Here is a 15,276-nt window from a genome sequence, read left to right on the forward strand (position 1 = left end):
CTCAATTGCCAGATTTAGTTCTGGCCAGACAAATCCTTGGGCGACACTTCCATCCATTCGCCCGGCATCAGCGGGTGCGTCGCCAGCGAGATGGCGCCGATGGCGCTGCGCACCAGCCGCAGCGTCGGCAGGCCGACGGCGGCCGTCATGCGCCGCACCTGGCGGTTCTTGCCTTCCTGTAGCGTGATCGCCAGCCAGCTGGTCGGCTGTCCGGCGCGCTGGCGGATCGGCGGGTTGCGCGGCCACAGCCATTCGGGCTCGGCGATGCGCACCGCCTTGCACGGCTTGGTGACGAAGTCGCCCAGGTCGATCGGCGCCTGCAGCTTCGCCAGGCTGGCCGCGTCCGGCACGCCGTCCACCTGCACCAGGTAGACCTTGGCTTCCTTGTGGTCGGGATGGGCGATGGTGTGCTGCAGCTTGCCGTCGTCGGTCAGCAGCATCAAGCCTTCGCTGTCGGCGTCCAGGCGGCCGGCGGGGTAGATGGCGGGAATCTTCAGGTAGTCGGCCAGCGTGGCCTTGTCGTCCTGCGGGGAGAACTGGCACAGCACTTGAAAAGGTTTATTAAAGAGTATCAGGGACATGCTTCTATACTGGTGAAATTGGTGTAGGCTTACAAGCCCAATTCGTGCATAATGTGAAACGTCTGTCTTATGTCTTATAGAAGACTTAGAGTCCACTTCGGAGAACCACGATGTATCAACATATCAAAGTACCTGCCGACGGCCAGAAAATCACCGTCAACGCCGATTTTTCCCTGAATGTACCAGATAACCCCATCATTCCCTACATCGAGGGCGACGGTACCGGTATCGACATCACGCCCGTGATGATCAAGGTGGTGGACGCCGCCGTGGCCAAATCGTATGGCGGCAAGCGCAAGATCAGCTGGATGGAAATCTACTCCGGCGAGAAATCGACCACCGTGTACGGCCCCGACGTGTGGCTGCCGGAAGAAACCCTGACGGTGCTGAAGGATTATGTGGTGTCGATCAAGGGCCCGCTGACGACGCCGGTCGGCGGCGGCATCCGCTCGCTGAACGTGGCGCTGCGCCAGCAGCTGGACCTGTACGTCTGCCTGCGTCCGGTGCGCTACTTCACCGGCGTGCCATCGCCGGTCAAGGAACCTGAAAAGACCGACATGGTGATCTTCCGCGAGAACTCGGAAGACATTTACGCCGGCATCGAATACCAGCAAGGCTCGGAAGGCGCCAAGAAGCTGATGGACTTCCTGATCAAGGAAATGGGCGTCACCAAGATCCGCTTCCCGAATACGTCGGGCCTGGGCATCAAGCCGGTGTCGATCGAAGGCACGCAGCGCCTGGTGCGCAAGGCGATCCAGTACGCGATCGACAACGACAAGCCATCGGTGACCATAGTCCACAAGGGCAACATCATGAAGTACACCGAAGGCGGCTTCCGCGACTGGGCGTACGAACTGGCGCAGAAGGAATTCGGCGCGCAGCTGATCGACGGCGGTCCTTGGTGCAAGCTGAAGAATCCGAAGACCGGCCGCGACATCATCATCAAGGATTCGATCGCCGACGCCTTCCTGCAGCAGATCCTGCTGCGTCCGGCGGAATACAGCGTCATCGCCACCTTGAACCTGAACGGCGACTACATCTCCGACGCGCTGGCCGCGCAAGTGGGCGGCATCGGCATCGCGCCGGGCGCCAACATGTCGGACTCGGTGGCGATGTTCGAGGCAACCCACGGCACCGCGCCCAAGTACGCCGGCAAGGACTACGTGAACCCGGGTTCGCTGATCCTGTCCGCCGAGATGATGCTGCGCCACATGGGCTGGACTGAAGCGGCCGACCTGATCATCAAGGCCATGGAAAAAGCCATCGACTCGAAGAAGGTCACCTACGACTTCGCCCGCCTGATGGAGGGCGCGACCCAGGTGTCGTGCTCGGGCTTCGGCGACGTGATGATCGAGCAGATGTAATCGCGCTTGCGCAGACCAGGCCCCGCCCCAGCGATGGTGCGGGGTTTTTTTCATCGGAGAGACCATGCGTGACACCGCCGCCCCCGCCGCGCCGACCTTGTGGCAGGCCTTCCTGTTCTGGCTCAAGCTGGGCCTGATCAGCTTTGGCGGGCCGGCCGGGCAGATCGCCATCATGCACCAGGAGCTGGTCGAGCGGCGGCGCTGGATCTCCGAGCGCCGCTTCCTGCACGCGCTGAACTACTGCATGCTGCTGCCCGGGCCGGAGGCGCAGCAGCTGGCCACCTACATCGGCTGGCTGATGCACCGCACGCGCGGCGGCGTCATCGCCGGCGCGCTGTTCGTGCTGCCGTCGCTGCTGTTGCTGATCCTGTTGTCGTGGCTGTACATCGCCTACGGCCAGCAGCCGCTGGTGGCGGGGCTGTTCTACGGCATCAAGCCGGCGGTGACCGCCATCGTGCTGCAGGCCGCGCACCGCATCGGCTCGCGCGCGCTGCGCAACGGCTGGCTGTGGGCGATCGCCGGCGCCGCGTTTGTCGCCATCTTCGCGCTGCAGGCGCCGTTCCCGCTGATCGTCGCCGGCGCCGCGCTGGCCGGCTACCTGGGCGGCCGTTTCCGGCCGCAGCTGTTCGGCGCCGGCGGCGGCCATGGCAAGGCCGGAGCAGGCCCCGCGCAGCCATCGTATGGCGCCGCCGTCATCGACGACGACACGCCGCCGCCGCCGCACGCGCAATTCCGCTGGAGCCGGCTGGCGCTGGTGGCCGGCTGCGGCGCCGTGCTGTGGCTGCTGCCGATGGGCGTGCTGATGCTGACCTCGGGCTGGCAGCACACGCTGACGCAGATGGGCTGGTTCTTCACCAAGGCCGCGCTGCTGACCTTTGGCGGCGCCTATGCGGTGCTGCCCTATGTCTACCAGGGCGCGGTGGGGCACTACGGCTGGCTTGGCGCAACGCAAATGATCGATGGGCTGGCGCTGGGCGAAACCACGCCCGGCCCGCTGATCATGGTGGTGGCCTTTGTCGGCTTCGTCGGCGGCTACACCGGACAGCTGTTCGGCCCGGACCAGCTGGCGCTGGCTGGCGCCGTCGCGGCCACGCTGGTCACCTGGTTCACCTTCCTGCCGTCGTTCGTCTTCATCCTGGCCGGCGGCCCGCTGGTGGAGGCCACCCGCGACGACCTGAGCTTCACCGCGCCGCTGACCGCCATCACGGCGGCCGTGGTCGGCGTCATCGTCAACCTGGCGCTGTTCTTCGCTTACCACGTGTTGTGGCCGGCCGGCTTCGGCGGGCGGTTCGACTGGGCGTCGGCGCTGATCGCGCTGGCGGCGGCGGTGGCGTTGATCCGTTACCAGCGCAAGGTGCCGCAGGTGATCGCCGTGTGCGCGGCGGTCGGTTTGATTTTGAAACAACTAGTGTAGGGCGGGTACAACACTTGGCGCGGCGCGAGGACGAAAAAAAAACCCCGCGTCGCGAGGTTTTTCACATCTGCAGCTTAAGAACTTAAGCGGATTGGATGTTGGAAGCTTGCTTGCCTTTAGGGCCTTGCGTGACTTCGAATTGAACTTTTTGACCTTCTTTGAGGGTCTTGAAACCGTTCATGTTGATTGCGGAGAAGTGAGCGAACAAATCTTCGCCGCCGTCATCTGGAGTGATGAAGCCAAAACCTTTGGAATCATTGAACCACTTAACTGTACCTGTTGCCATAAAAAGAACTTTCAAAATTAAAACGGATCACACGAGCCATAAAAGCAAGAAGCTTCTTGCCCCCTCCTCACGCCTCACTTCTTATCAACATGTACATTTCTGCACGAAGCCGATAACGCATTGTTAGCGGACCAATTTCTAAAGTCAAGCAGATTTGTATGCATTTTGCTACTTTCAATCTGATTGGCGGATATGCAACTCTTGATTTTAACGAATGGGTCGCCATCTGCGTCAAGTTCAGAAAACGCGTAAGATGGAAAACAATTAGATGTGCGCAGTGAAATGCACATTGCATCAACCCCGAAAGCATTAGAATATAAGCGTATGGCAACCAAGCATGACACCGAAACCCTCTTGGAGCGGCAAGCCCTAAAGCCGCCACCGCTGTACCAGGTGGCGCTGCTCAATGATGACTACACCCCGATGGAGTTCGTGGTGGCCATCATTCAGGAGTATTTCAATAAAGACCGTGAAACGGCCACGCAGATAATGCTCAGTGTTCACCGCTATGGCAAAGGAGTGTGCGGCGTGTTCTCAAAAGATATAGCCTGTACTAAAGTGGAGTTCGTTTTAACGCATGCGCGCAAGGCGGGGCATCCCCTGCAGTGCGTGATGGAGGAAGTATGATTGCGCAGGAATTAGAAGTAAGTTTGCACATGGCGTTTGTCGAAGCTCGGCAGGCACGGCACGAATTCATCACGGTGGAGCACTTGCTGCTGGCCTTGCTTGACAATCCTTCGGCTGCCGAAGTGTTGCGCGCTTGCGCCGTCAACATTGAAGACCTGCGCAAAACCCTGACCAATTTTATCGGCGATAACACGCCGACCGTGCCAGGCACCGGCGAAGTCGACACCCAGCCTACGCTCGGTTTCCAGCGCGTGATCCAGCGTGCCATCATGCACGTGCAGTCCGCTTCCAACGGCAAGAAGGAAGTCACCGGCGCCAACGTGCTGGTGGCCATCTTCGGCGAGAAGGATTCGCACGCGGTCTACTACCTGCACCAGCAGGGCGTGACCCGCCTGGACGTGGTCAACTTCATTTCGCACGGCGTGCGCAAGGACCAGCAGACCGATGCCGCCAAGGCCTCGGAAGGCGTGGAGGAGGGCGCTCCGGGCGGCGAAGGCCAGACCAAGGAAAGCCCGCTGGACCAGTTCACGCAAAACCTGAACAAGTCCGCCGCCGAGGGCAAGATCGATCCGCTGATCGGCCGCGAGGACGAGGTGGACCGCGTGATCCAGATCCTGTGCCGTCGCCGCAAGAACAATCCGCTGCTGGTGGGCGAGGCAGGCGTGGGCAAGACCGCCATTGCCGAAGGCCTGGCCTACCGCATCACGCAGAGCGACGTGCCGGAGATCCTGCAGAATGCCGTCGTGTATTCGCTGGACATGGGCGCGCTGCTGGCCGGCACCAAGTACCGCGGCGATTTCGAGCAGCGCCTGAAGGCGGTGCTGAAGCAGCTGAAGGACAATCCGAACGGCATCCTGTTCATCGACGAGATCCACACCATCATCGGCGCCGGTTCGGCGTCGGGCGGCACGCTGGACGCGTCCAACCTGCTCAAGCCGGCCCTGGCCAACGGCCAGCTGAAGTGCATAGGCGCGACCACCTACACCGAGTTCCGCGGCGTGTTCGAGAAGGATCACGCGCTGAGCCGCCGCTTCCAGAAAGTGGATGTCAACGAGCCTACCGTCGAGCAGACCGTGCAGATCCTGCGCGGCCTGAAGTCGCGCTTCGAAGAGCACCACGGCGTCAAGTATTCGTCGTCGGCGCTGTCGACGGCGGCCGAACTGGCGGCCCGCTTCATCAACGACCGCCACCTGCCGGACAAGGCGATCGACGTCATCGACGAAGCCGGTGCGGCGCAACGTATCCTGCCGAAGTCCAAGCAGAAGAAAACCATCGGCAAGACCGAGATCGAGGACATCATCGCCAAGATCGCGCGGATTCCACCGCAGACCGTCAACCAGGACGACCGCAGCAAGCTGCAGACCATCGACCGCGACCTGCGCAACGTGGTGTTCGGCCAGGATCCGGCGATCGAAGCGCTGGCCTCGGCGATCAAGATGGCGCGCGCCGGCCTGGGCAAGACCGACAAGCCGATCGGCTCCTTCCTGTTCTCCGGTCCGACCGGCGTCGGCAAGACCGAGGTGGCCAAGCAGCTGGCCTTCATCCTGGGCATCGAGCTGATCCGCTTCGACATGTCCGAGTACATGGAGCGTCACGCCGTGTCGCGCCTGATCGGCGCGCCGCCGGGCTACGTTGGTTTCGACCAGGGCGGCCTGCTGACCGAAGCCATCACCAAGAAACCGCACGCGGTGCTGCTGCTGGACGAGATTGAAAAAGCCCATCCGGACATTTTCAACATCCTGCTGCAGGTGATGGACCATGGCACGCTGACCGACAACAACGGACGCAAGGCCGACTTCCGCAACGTGATCATCATCATGACCACCAACGCGGGCGCCGAGAGCTTGCAGAAGACCTCGATCGGCTTCACCAATTCCAAGCAGGCAGGCGACGAGATGGCCGACATCAAGCGCATGTTCACGCCGGAGTTCCGCAACCGTATCGATGCGACCATCAGCTTCCGCGCGCTGGACGAGGAAATCATCCTGCGCGTGGTCGACAAGTTCCTGATGCAGCTGGAAGAGCAGCTGCACGAGAAGAAAGTCGAATCCATCTTCAGCGAGAAACTGCGCAAGTTCCTGGCGAAGAAAGGTTTCGACCCGCTGATGGGCGCGCGTCCGATGGCGCGCTTGATCCAGGACATGATCCGCAAGGCGCTGGCCGACGAACTGCTGTTCGGCCGCCTGGTCACCGGCGGCAAGGTCACGGTCGATCTGGACGACAAGGACCAGGTCAAGCTGGAGTTCCCGGAACCGCCGGACGCCGCGCCGACGATCCCGCCGGAAACGGTCGAAGTCGAATAAACAGTACGTTTTCGCAAAAAGCCCGTCCACGAAAGTGTGGCGGGTTTTTTTACGTCCGTTTTTCCAACAAAGAAACTTAGCGTGACGGCTTGTAACTATCCACTGTGGTATGTATCCAAATGGTTACTTATGCAATGTTTACTTCGCAACTTGCCTATACGACTATGGATTACCGACCAACCCGCTAGAACGGGTGGCGATATAAAGGGCATTTTCTAACAGCGGCATTTAATCGGGAGTAAGCATGTTAAGAAAGACAGTATTGGCGCGCACCTTGTCGATGGCATTCGCCACGATGGCGGTCAGCGCAGTGGTGGTACCGAGCGCGATGGCGCAGTCCAATGCATCGGGCAACATTTATGGCCGCGTGGAAGCGCCGGCCGGTACCTCCATCCTGATGACCAACACCGATACGGGCCTGAAGCGTACTGTCGCGCCGGGCGCGGACGGCCGCTACACGGCCACCGCGATGCCGATCGGCCACTACAAGATCGAACTGCAAAAGGACGGCAAGACCGTCAACACGGTGGAAACCGACGTGCTGGTCGGCCGCGGCGTGGAAGCGTCGTTCGCCAGCGCCTCCACGCAGACGGTGCAGATCACCGGCCGCCGCAGCCGCATCGACGTGTCGAGCACCAACAACGGCGCCACCTTCACCGCCAAGGAACTGGCCTCGCTGCCGGTGGCGCAAAGCGTGGACGCCATCGTGCAACTGGCGCCGAACACCACCCGCGCCGATCCGCGCTACGCGGCCGGCGCCAGCTTCGGCGGCGGCGGCGCATCTGAAAATGCCTACTACATCAACGGCTTCCCCGTCACCAATCCGCTGACCCAGCTGGGCGCGTCGGAACTGCCGTTCGGCGCGATCGCGCAGGCGCAGGTGCTGACCGGCGGCTTCGGCGCCGAGTTCGGCCGTTCGATCGGCGGCGTGGTCAACGTCACCACCAAGAGCGGCACCAACAACTGGGAAGTGGGCGCGATGTACAGCATCGAGCCGAACTCGCTGCGCTCCAAGCAGAAGGACGTGTACTACGCCCACACCGGCGATCCGGCCAACGCCGCCACCGACGGCACCATCTACGCGATCAACCGCTTCAATACCGACACTACCAAGAAGTACGGCGTCTACGTCGGCGGTCCTATCATCCAGGACAAGCTGTTCATGTTCATCGCCGCCGAGCAGACCAAGCAGGACACCGGCCAGGTCGCGCAGACCATCGAGTCGAACTCCAGCCTGCAGAACGGCTGGCAGGAGAACGACAACAAGACCACCCGCTATGTCGCCAAGTTCGACTGGAATATCAGCGACAATCACCGCCTCGAGTGGACCCACATCGGCGACAAGCCTGAGACCGACCAGCGCCTGTCCGGCTTCGACTACGCGACCTTGCAGCGCAACGGCGTGGTCAGCGGCAGCGCCCACTACGAAAGCGTGGCCAACATCACGCCGACCATCGGCGCGCGCACCAACATCGTCAAGTACACCGGCAACCTGACCGACGACCTGACGGTGACCGCGCTGTACGGCCGCAACCACACCAGCCACGTGTCCTCGCTGGCCGGCTACGATGGCACGTTGCCGCAGATCCTGGTGACGCCGGCCGGCAAGAACCCGGCCTTCCAGATGGATAACATCAACAAGCAGCCATACGGCGGCACCATCTCGTCGCCATCGTCGTATGACGAAGTGACGTCGGCGCGCTTCGACCTGGAATACAAACTGGGCCAGCACACCATCCGCGGCGGCTTCGACAACAACAAGCTGTCCTCCTACGGCGCGGGCGACCTGACCGCCGGCGGCTCCAGCTGGAACTACGACGGCACCGCCACGCCAAACGCACCGATCACGCTGAACGGCTATTCGACCACGGTCGCTTCCGGGGGCGGCTCGGGCACGGCCGGCTACTTCGTCAGCCACCGCATCTTCAACGACGTGACGGCGGCGTTCTCGGACCAGGCGGCGCAGTACATCGAGGACAAATGGCAGGTCACCAAGGACGTGCTGGTGACCGCCGGCGTGCGCGACGAGCAATACAAGAACAAGAACGGCCTGGGCCAGGCCTTCCTGACGATGAACAACCAGATCAATCCGCGTCTGTCCGCGGCATGGGATGCCAACGGCGATTCGTCGCTGAAGGTGTTCGGCAGCGCCGGCCGCTACTCGATCCAGATCCCGACCCACGTCGCGATTCGCGGCGCTTCGGTCTCGACGCTGACCCGCCAGTACTTCACCTATACCGGCATCGGTCCCAACGGCGTGCCTACCGGCCTGACCGCGATCACGCCGGTGACGTCGGTGGACAACGAGTTCGGCCAGCCCAAGCTGTACCAGACCGTGGCGGCGCAGAACCTGAAGCCCAGCTATCAGGACGAGCTGACCCTGGGCTTCGAAAAAGCCTGGTCGCCTGACCTGAACTTCGGCGTCAAGGGTACCTACCGCAAGCTGCAGTCGACCATCGACGACTTCTGCGATCAGCGCCCGTTCGACACCTGGGCCGCGGCGCACAACGTCGACACCAGCAACTGGGGCGGCTTCGCCTGCGCGTCGATCAATCCCGGCCGCAGCAACAACTTCCTGGTCGACTTCGCCGGCACCGGCACCAACCTGACGCCGGTCACGCTGACGGCCAAGGACATGGGCTTCGCCGAGCCTAGCCGCACCTACGCCGCGCTGGACTTCTTCGCCGAACATCCGATGCGCAACGGCTGGTACGGCAAGGTCAACTACACGCTGGCCCGCAGCAAGGGCAATACCGAAGGCCAGACCCTGTCCGCAGTGGCGCAGACCGACGTCGCCGCGACCGAGACCTGGGACCACCGCGAGATCATGGAGAACGCGAACGGCTTGCTGCCTAACGATCGCAAGCATCAGATCAAGGCTTTCGGCATCTACGAGTTCAGCCCTGAGTGGTCGGTCGGCGGCAACCTGCTGGTCGCTTCCGGCCAGCCTGAGACTTGCCTGGGCAACTATCCGCAAGCGCTGCAGGATGCCGATCCTGGCTTCCCCGACTACGGTTCGGCTTACCACTACTGCGGTACCGGAGGCGCCAACGTGCCTGCGCCGCAGGGTACCGCCGGCCGCCTGCCTTGGGACGTGCGCCTCGACATGGACGTGATCTACAAGCCTCAGCAACTGAAAGGCTTCGCGTTCAAGTTCGATGTGTTCAACGTGTTCAACAAGCAGACCGTGCAGCAGATCGACCAGACCTACAACACCGCGTCGGGCGACATCTCGCCGACCTACGGTACGCCAGGTGCGTTCGTCGGCTACACCTCGCCGCGCAGCATGAAGTTCACGGTGGAGTACAACCACCGTTTCTAAGATCCTGACGTAGCCTGTAACTTTTATTTCCCAGCCCGTAACGCGCAAGCGGTACGGGTTTTTTTTTATGGGGCGATAATAGTGTTCGGAAGCGAACAGCAACAACGTTCGTTTGCGGACATCCGGTGTCGCGCAGGCGCTGATTCTTGGCCGTTCCGGCGCCTGCGACCTTGTGGCATGGATGTTGCAATCACGGGGTATTCCCCCAACGGACAAGGCATACATGAAGCTTGCAGATTTTCGCATCGGCTGGCGCACGCTGGCCCAGGAACCGGCCTATACGCTGGCGGTGGTGTTCGGCCTGGGCGTCGGCCTGGCGGCGAGCCTGCTGCTGCTTGGGTTCGTGCGCTACTCGCTGTCGTACAACGCCCACTTTATGGATGTCGACCGGCTCTACGTCGTCAAGCAGCATTTCAACGTCGATCCCGGTTCTCCGCTGCAGGAGGTGGCGCCGATGTTCCTGCGCGAGGCCGCGCTGAAGATACCGGGCGTCGCCGACGCCACCGTCTACATTCCCGCGCGCGAGGAAATCAAGCCGCTGACGGTGCGCATCGGCCGCGCCATGTCGACCGTGCGCGGCCTGACGGTGCTGCCGGGCTTCCCCGCCATGCTCGGCTTGCGCGCGGCGCAGGGCGACCTGGCGGCGGCGCTGGACCGGCCCGACCTGTTCGTGATTACCGAAGCGGGCGCGCTGCGCCTGTTCGGCACCCGCGATGCGCTGGGTCGTACCATGCAGGCCGAAGGCAAGACCGTGCAGGTGGGCGCCATCGTGCCCACGCCGCCGGGGAATACGACGATACCGTTCGAAATGCTATTCGGCGTCAACTCGGTCACGCAGGATCCCGCGATCAAGCACGAGATGCTGACCGGCGAGCATGGCTGGATGTCCAAGATGCTGGTGCGGTTGCGGCCGGGCGCCGATGTTCCCGCCATCGTCGAGCGCCTGCAGCAGGTGGTGGACAATGCGCCGAGCATGAACCAGTTCCCGCCGGAGGTGCGTGAGCGGCTGGGCAAGCGAAAGGCGCTGGAACTGGCCATGTCGCCGCTGCGCGACGCCTATTTCGACTATCGGATGCAGACCAGCTTTGTCTCGCTGCCGGGCGATCGCGCCAATCCCGTCGTCATCGCCGGCGTGGCGGCGATGGCGGTGTTGATCCTTATGCTGGCCGCGATCAACTACGTCAACCTGAGCACGGTGCGCGTGCTGCGGCGCCAGCGCGAGGTGGCGATGCGCAAGGTGCTGGGCGCCGGCGTGCCGCAGATCATGCTGCAATTCCTGCTCGAATCGCTGCTGGTGGCGATGGCGGCGACCGCGCTTGGCCTGCTGCTGGCGTGGCTGGCGCTGCCCGTCTTTGCGCAACTGGTCGACCGCCGGCTCGACAACCTGTTCTCGGCGCAGAACATCGCGGCCGCGCTCGGCATCGGCGCGTTGCTGGGATGCGCAACGGCGGTCTATCCCGCCTGGATCGCGATGCGGGTGCATCCGGTCCAGGTGCTGGCCGGGCGGCCGGATACGGAATCCCGTGGCAGCATGCAATGGCGCCGGGCACTGACGGTGCTGCAGGTGGCCGCGGCGATGGGCTTTGCCAGCGTCACCGTCGCCGTCGCGTGGCAGACCGATTATGCGATGCACGCCTCGCCCGGCTTCGATCCGTCGGCGATGGTGATCGTCGACCTGCCGGAGCATGTGCGGGACAGCGCGCAGGCACGGCGTTTTTATTCCGCGCTGAAGGCGCAGCCCAGTGTGGCGGGCGTGGCGATCTCGGAGGATCCGGTCGGCCGGCTCGACTGGTCCTGGACGCGCGCGTTGAAGCGCCCCGGCGGCCCGGCGGCGGAAATGGAGATGAAATCGGTCAGCGCTAACTTCTTCGAACTGTACGGCATCGCGCCGCTGGCGGGGCGCTTGTTCCAGTCCGGCGTGGACCAGGACGACGACAAGGTCCCTGTGGTGCTGAACGCCGTCGCCGTGCGTCAGCTGGGTTACGCCAATGCCGAGGAAGCGATAGGCCAGACCGTGCTGTTCACCGGCTTCGACAACAAGGAGATCGCCAAGCGCGTCGTCGGCATCGCGCCGGAGCTGCGCTTCCATACGCTGCGCGACCCGCCGCGCGCGACCGCCTATGAGCTCTGGACAGCGGGGACGGTGTTGAACGTGCGCGCATCCGGCGCGCCGGCCGACGTCGAGCGTGCGGCGCAGTCGCTGTGGCCCACCTATTTCCCGGATGCGATACCGAAGATTTTCCGCGCCGCCGATCCGCTGGCCGTTCACTACGCGGAGGATGCGCGCATGGCCAAGCTGCTGGCGGTGGCGACCGGCATCGCGCTGGCGATCGCCGCTTTCGGCACCTATGTATTGGCGGCCAATACCGTGCAGCGGCGCGCCAGGGAGATCGTGCTGCGCAAGCTGCACGGCGCCGGCCGCGCCGACATTGGCCTGCTGGTGGTGCGGGAGATCGGCGCGCTGACCCTGGCCGCCGCCGTCATCGGCCTGCCGCCGGCGGCGATCGCGATCAACCGCTACCTGTCCAACTACGTCGAGCATGCGCCGATAGGCTATTGGACGCTGTTGTTGGCGTTGTCGCTGACGCTGGTCGTGGCATTCGCCGCCATCACCCGCCACACTTGGGCGGCCATGCGCATGGCGCCCGCCGAGGCGCTGCGAACCTGACCCCGGATTTTTACTTTACAGGCTGGCGAGGGATTTGAACTGGGCGGCGCGGCGGCGGGAGACTTCGACTTCGAGGTGGTCGCGTACCAGCAGGTCGAGGCCGCCGGCGTCGTTCGGCGTGACCTGGTCGATGTAGTCCAGGTTGACGATATGGCGGCGGCTGGCGCGGAAGAAGCGCTGCGGGTCGAGCCGCTCTTCCAGCTGGTTCAGCGACCGCAGCATCAGCGGCTTGTGCTGGTCGAAATACACGCGCGTGTAGTTGCCGTCCGATTCGAACAGGCGCACGTCCTGCAGGCCGACGAACCAGCAACGCTCGCCGTCCTTGATGAACAGTTTTTTTGCCGCCGTCGGCGCCACGGCGGCCACGCCGGCTTCCGCGTAGGCCAGCGCTCGCCGGTGGCGCATCGCGCATCGCGCCAACGCGGCGGCCATGCGCGCGGCCTGGATCGGCTTTTGCAGATAGTCCAGCGCGTTGACTTCGAACGCCTGCAACGCGTACTGGTCGAAGGCGGTGGTGAAGATCACTTCCGGCGCATCCTCCAGCGCCGCCAGCATGTCGAAGCCGCTGCCGCCGGGCATCTGCACGTCGAGGAAAATCAGGTCGGGCTTGAGCGCGGCGATCTGCTGCACGCCGTCGGCCGCGTTGACGGCCTCGCCGACGATTTCCACTTCGGGATGTGCCGCCAGCAGGCGTCGCAGTTCAGCGCGTGCCAGGCGCTCGTCGTCGATCAGCAAAGCGCGCATCAGGCGGCCTCCGGTAAAGTCAGCGTGGCGCGTACCCAGCCACTGTTTTCTGTCAGGTCCAGGTTGGCGCTGGAGCCCAGCGCCAGCGCCAGCCGCTTGCGTGTGTTGACCAGGCCTACCTTGGTCGAATTGGCGAAAGGCAGGATCGCGCCGAGGTTGGCGATTTCGATGTGGATCATGCCGTCGTCCATGCGCTGCGCGCGGATGCGGATCTCGCTGCCGGTCGGGCTGGTCTCGACGCCGTACTTGACGGCGTTTTCCACCAGCGTCTGCAAGGCCATCGGCGGGATGCGCACGTGCTCCAGCCCCATGCCGATTTCCACGCTGACCCGCATGCGTTCCTCGAAGCGGATTTTTTCAATCGCCAGGTAGGCCTGCACGGCTTCGATTTCGGCGGCCAGCGGCACGGTATCGTTCTGGCCGGACTGCAGCGCGTAGCGCATCACGCTGGCCAGTTGGTCGATCATTTGCGCGGCGGCGTTCTGGTCTTCATAAATCAGCGCGCGCACGCTGTTCATGCTGTTGAAAAAAAAATGCGGATTGACCTGCGCCTGCAGGGCGCGCAGCTCGGCGTCCTTGGCGGCGATTTCCAGCCGCAACGCCTCCTGCTCGAAACGGTTGGCGCGGCGCAGCGACAGCACGGCCATGTAGAAGATATTCCACACCAGATAAACTCCCCACCAGAACATCAACGCGCCCGGCAGCCAGGCCACGCCGTGTACTTCGCCGAACGGCTTGATCACCAGGTAGCCGACCGTCTGCACGCCGGTGTGGATGGTGCCGAGCACCAGGATCGCCACCAGCATCACCTTCCAGTTGATGCGGATGCCGTTGCGGACCTGGGCCTTGAGCAGGCGGTGCCACAGGTCCGAGATGACCAGCCCCGCCGCCACGCCCCAGAAGGAGATGGCCACCATGCGGCCGGTGTGACTGTCGCCGGGCGTCATGGTCATCAACAGCAGGGGCAGGAAGTTCCAGCCTGCCAGCTGGAACACCCAGTACCAGTTCAGGCGGGCGAGCCAAGGGCGGTCGTTGGTCATGATGGGCTTATTTCAAAAAGTTATCGATACGATCATACATCCAAGTTGGATCGTCGTACATGATGAAGTGACGGGCGTTGTCCGCCAGCTCCACCTTGACGCCGGCCAGCTGCTGGTACTGCGCCTTGTACATCTGCTCGAACATCGGCTTGGTGCCGTAGTCCTTGTAGGCGATCCAGCTGCCCAGCACCAGCGTCGGCGCCTTGATGCGGCTGATGTCCTGGCGCATATCATCGCTCATCATTTCGGTCATGGCGTTGATGACGGTAGGGCGGTCGGACAGCTTGCCCCAGCCCAGCGCGCGGTCGATGTCTTCCTGCTTGCTGATCATGCTGGCCAGCGTTTTCTGCTGGCCGGCGCGGTAGGCTTCAACGTCCTGCGCTTCCATGCGGGCACGCATGCCGGCGGCCATTTCCTTCATCTGCGCAGCGGTGATGCTGGGCATCTGGACGGCGGCCAGCGCCGGCAAGGTGTCGACGATGACCAGGCGGCCGACCTGGTCGGGATGGTCCGCCGCCAGCTTCATGCCGATGAAGCCGCCGAGGCTGTGGCCGATGACGACGGGATGATCCAGCTTGTTGGCGGCGATGTAGTCGCTGATCTGCTGCTCGACGGCCGGCAGCAGCGGGCCTGCGACGGCGGGCACGCCGGCGAAGCCGGCGACCGTCAGCACGTGGCACTGGTTCTTGGCGCCGCAATAGTGCGCGACCGTGCCATTCCACACTTCGCCGGCGGAGGCCAGGCCGGGAATCAGGATGATGGGCGCGCCCTTGCCGCTGACGTCGACTTTGAAGGCCGGATGGGCCGTGGTGGCGGCCGCGGCCGGCGCGGCGGCATAGGCCAGCGTCAGGCTGGCGGCGATGGTGGCGATGCTTTTGATGAGCGTGCGTGGCATGGTGATCTCCGTTAGCGTGGGTAAGTGAAGCC

The 15,276-nt window shown here is 63.4% G+C and carries 11 protein-coding genes; 6 read left to right on the forward strand and 5 right to left on the reverse strand.

The genetic code is table 11. The features are described from left to right. Positions 1–14: 14 nt before the first annotated feature. Positions 15–581, reverse strand: coding sequence for a pseudouridine synthase (locus ABWW33_RS25555; RefSeq protein ID WP_353404279.1), 567 nt, complete (start codon positions 579–581; stop codon positions 15–17). A gap of 110 nt (positions 582–691) precedes the next feature. Here ABWW33_RS25555 and icd point away from each other — a divergent pair, with 110 nt between their 5' ends. Together icd and chrA are read left to right on the forward strand one after the other, a co-directional pair. After that, the gene (gene icd, locus ABWW33_RS25560) at positions 692–1,945 is read left to right on the forward strand and encodes an NADP-dependent isocitrate dehydrogenase (protein WP_353404280.1); all 1,254 of its coding nucleotides are present in this window, start codon (positions 692–694) and stop codon (positions 1,943–1,945) included. Positions 1,946–2,009: 64 nt separating this feature from the next. Beyond that, positions 2,010–3,359: a chromate efflux transporter gene (gene chrA, locus ABWW33_RS25565; RefSeq protein ID WP_353404281.1), complete on the forward strand. Its 1,350-nt coding sequence runs from the start codon at positions 2,010–2,012 to the stop codon at positions 3,357–3,359. Between the two features lie 82 nt (positions 3,360–3,441). Here the strand turns inward: chrA and cspE are convergent, their stop codons facing one another. Then, positions 3,442–3,645, reverse strand: coding sequence for a transcription antiterminator/RNA stability regulator CspE (gene cspE / locus ABWW33_RS25570; RefSeq protein ID WP_008446468.1), 204 nt, complete (start codon positions 3,643–3,645; stop codon positions 3,442–3,444). A 324-nt stretch (positions 3,646–3,969) separates the two neighbouring features. On the opposite strand from cspE, the gene clpS reads away from it, so the two are divergent. The 4 genes from clpS to ABWW33_RS25590 all read left to right on the forward strand — a co-directional run bounded on the left by clpS (position 3,970) and on the right by ABWW33_RS25590 (position 12,565). Continuing rightward, positions 3,970–4,272 (forward strand): ATP-dependent Clp protease adapter ClpS, encoded by a 303-nt coding sequence (clpS, locus tag ABWW33_RS25575; RefSeq protein ID WP_090315375.1) that lies wholly within the window; start codon positions 3,970–3,972, stop codon positions 4,270–4,272. Next, entirely contained in the window at positions 4,269–6,575 is a 2,307-nt protein-coding gene (clpA, locus tag ABWW33_RS25580) for an ATP-dependent Clp protease ATP-binding subunit ClpA (protein ID WP_176655179.1), read from the forward strand. The genes clpS and clpA overlap by 4 nt, the downstream gene beginning before the upstream one ends. Before the next feature lie 244 nt (positions 6,576–6,819). Then, on the forward strand, positions 6,820–9,897 hold the full coding sequence (locus ABWW33_RS25585) for a TonB-dependent receptor (protein WP_353404282.1): 3,078 nt from the start codon (positions 6,820–6,822) through the stop codon (positions 9,895–9,897). A gap of 223 nt (positions 9,898–10,120) precedes the next feature. Further along, positions 10,121–12,565 (forward strand): FtsX-like permease family protein, encoded by a 2,445-nt coding sequence (locus tag ABWW33_RS25590; protein WP_353404283.1) that lies wholly within the window; start codon positions 10,121–10,123, stop codon positions 12,563–12,565. A gap of 15 nt (positions 12,566–12,580) precedes the next feature. Here ABWW33_RS25590 and ABWW33_RS25595 read toward each other — a convergent pair whose 3' ends face one another. The 3 genes from ABWW33_RS25595 to ABWW33_RS25605 are packed head-to-tail and all read right to left on the reverse strand — an operon-like array spanning position 12,581 to position 15,244. Next, positions 12,581–13,309 (reverse strand): LytR/AlgR family response regulator transcription factor, encoded by a 729-nt coding sequence (locus ABWW33_RS25595; protein WP_353404284.1) that lies wholly within the window; start codon positions 13,307–13,309, stop codon positions 12,581–12,583. Beyond that, positions 13,309–14,349, reverse strand: coding sequence for a sensor histidine kinase (locus ABWW33_RS25600; RefSeq protein WP_353404285.1), 1,041 nt, complete (start codon positions 14,347–14,349; stop codon positions 13,309–13,311). Before ABWW33_RS25600 ends, ABWW33_RS25595 begins: the two co-directional genes overlap by 1 nt. A 7-nt stretch (positions 14,350–14,356) precedes the next feature. Beyond that, a complete protein-coding gene (locus tag ABWW33_RS25605; protein ID WP_353404286.1) occupies positions 14,357–15,244 on the reverse strand; it encodes an alpha/beta fold hydrolase in 888 nt (295 codons plus the stop codon). Between the last annotated feature and the right edge of the window lie 32 nt (positions 15,245–15,276).

Origin of the sequence: Duganella hordei (assembly GCF_040369125.1) — a bacterium.
Lineage (GTDB): Bacteria > Pseudomonadota > Gammaproteobacteria > Burkholderiales > Burkholderiaceae_D > Rugamonas > Rugamonas hordei.

Coding starts and splice junctions, on each gene's coding strand:
- ABWW33_RS25555 (WP_353404279.1), bottom strand. CDS start 581: ATGTCCCTGATACTCTTTAATAAACCTTTTCAAGTGCTGTGCCAGTTC.
- icd (WP_353404280.1), top strand. CDS start 692: ATGTATCAACATATCAAAGTACCTGCCGACGGCCAGAAAATCACCGTC.
- chrA (WP_353404281.1), top strand. CDS start 2,010: ATGCGTGACACCGCCGCCCCCGCCGCGCCGACCTTGTGGCAGGCCTTC.
- cspE (WP_008446468.1), bottom strand. CDS start 3,645: ATGGCAACAGGTACAGTTAAGTGGTTCAATGATTCCAAAGGTTTTGGC.
- clpS (WP_090315375.1), top strand. CDS start 3,970: ATGGCAACCAAGCATGACACCGAAACCCTCTTGGAGCGGCAAGCCCTA.
- clpA (WP_176655179.1), top strand. CDS start 4,269: ATGATTGCGCAGGAATTAGAAGTAAGTTTGCACATGGCGTTTGTCGAA.
- ABWW33_RS25585 (WP_353404282.1), top strand. CDS start 6,820: ATGTTAAGAAAGACAGTATTGGCGCGCACCTTGTCGATGGCATTCGCC.
- ABWW33_RS25590 (WP_353404283.1), top strand. CDS start 10,121: ATGAAGCTTGCAGATTTTCGCATCGGCTGGCGCACGCTGGCCCAGGAA.
- ABWW33_RS25595 (WP_353404284.1), bottom strand. CDS start 13,309: ATGCGCGCTTTGCTGATCGACGACGAGCGCCTGGCACGCGCTGAACTG.
- ABWW33_RS25600 (WP_353404285.1), bottom strand. CDS start 14,349: ATGACCAACGACCGCCCTTGGCTCGCCCGCCTGAACTGGTACTGGGTG.
- ABWW33_RS25605 (WP_353404286.1), bottom strand. CDS start 15,244: ATGCCACGCACGCTCATCAAAAGCATCGCCACCATCGCCGCCAGCCTG.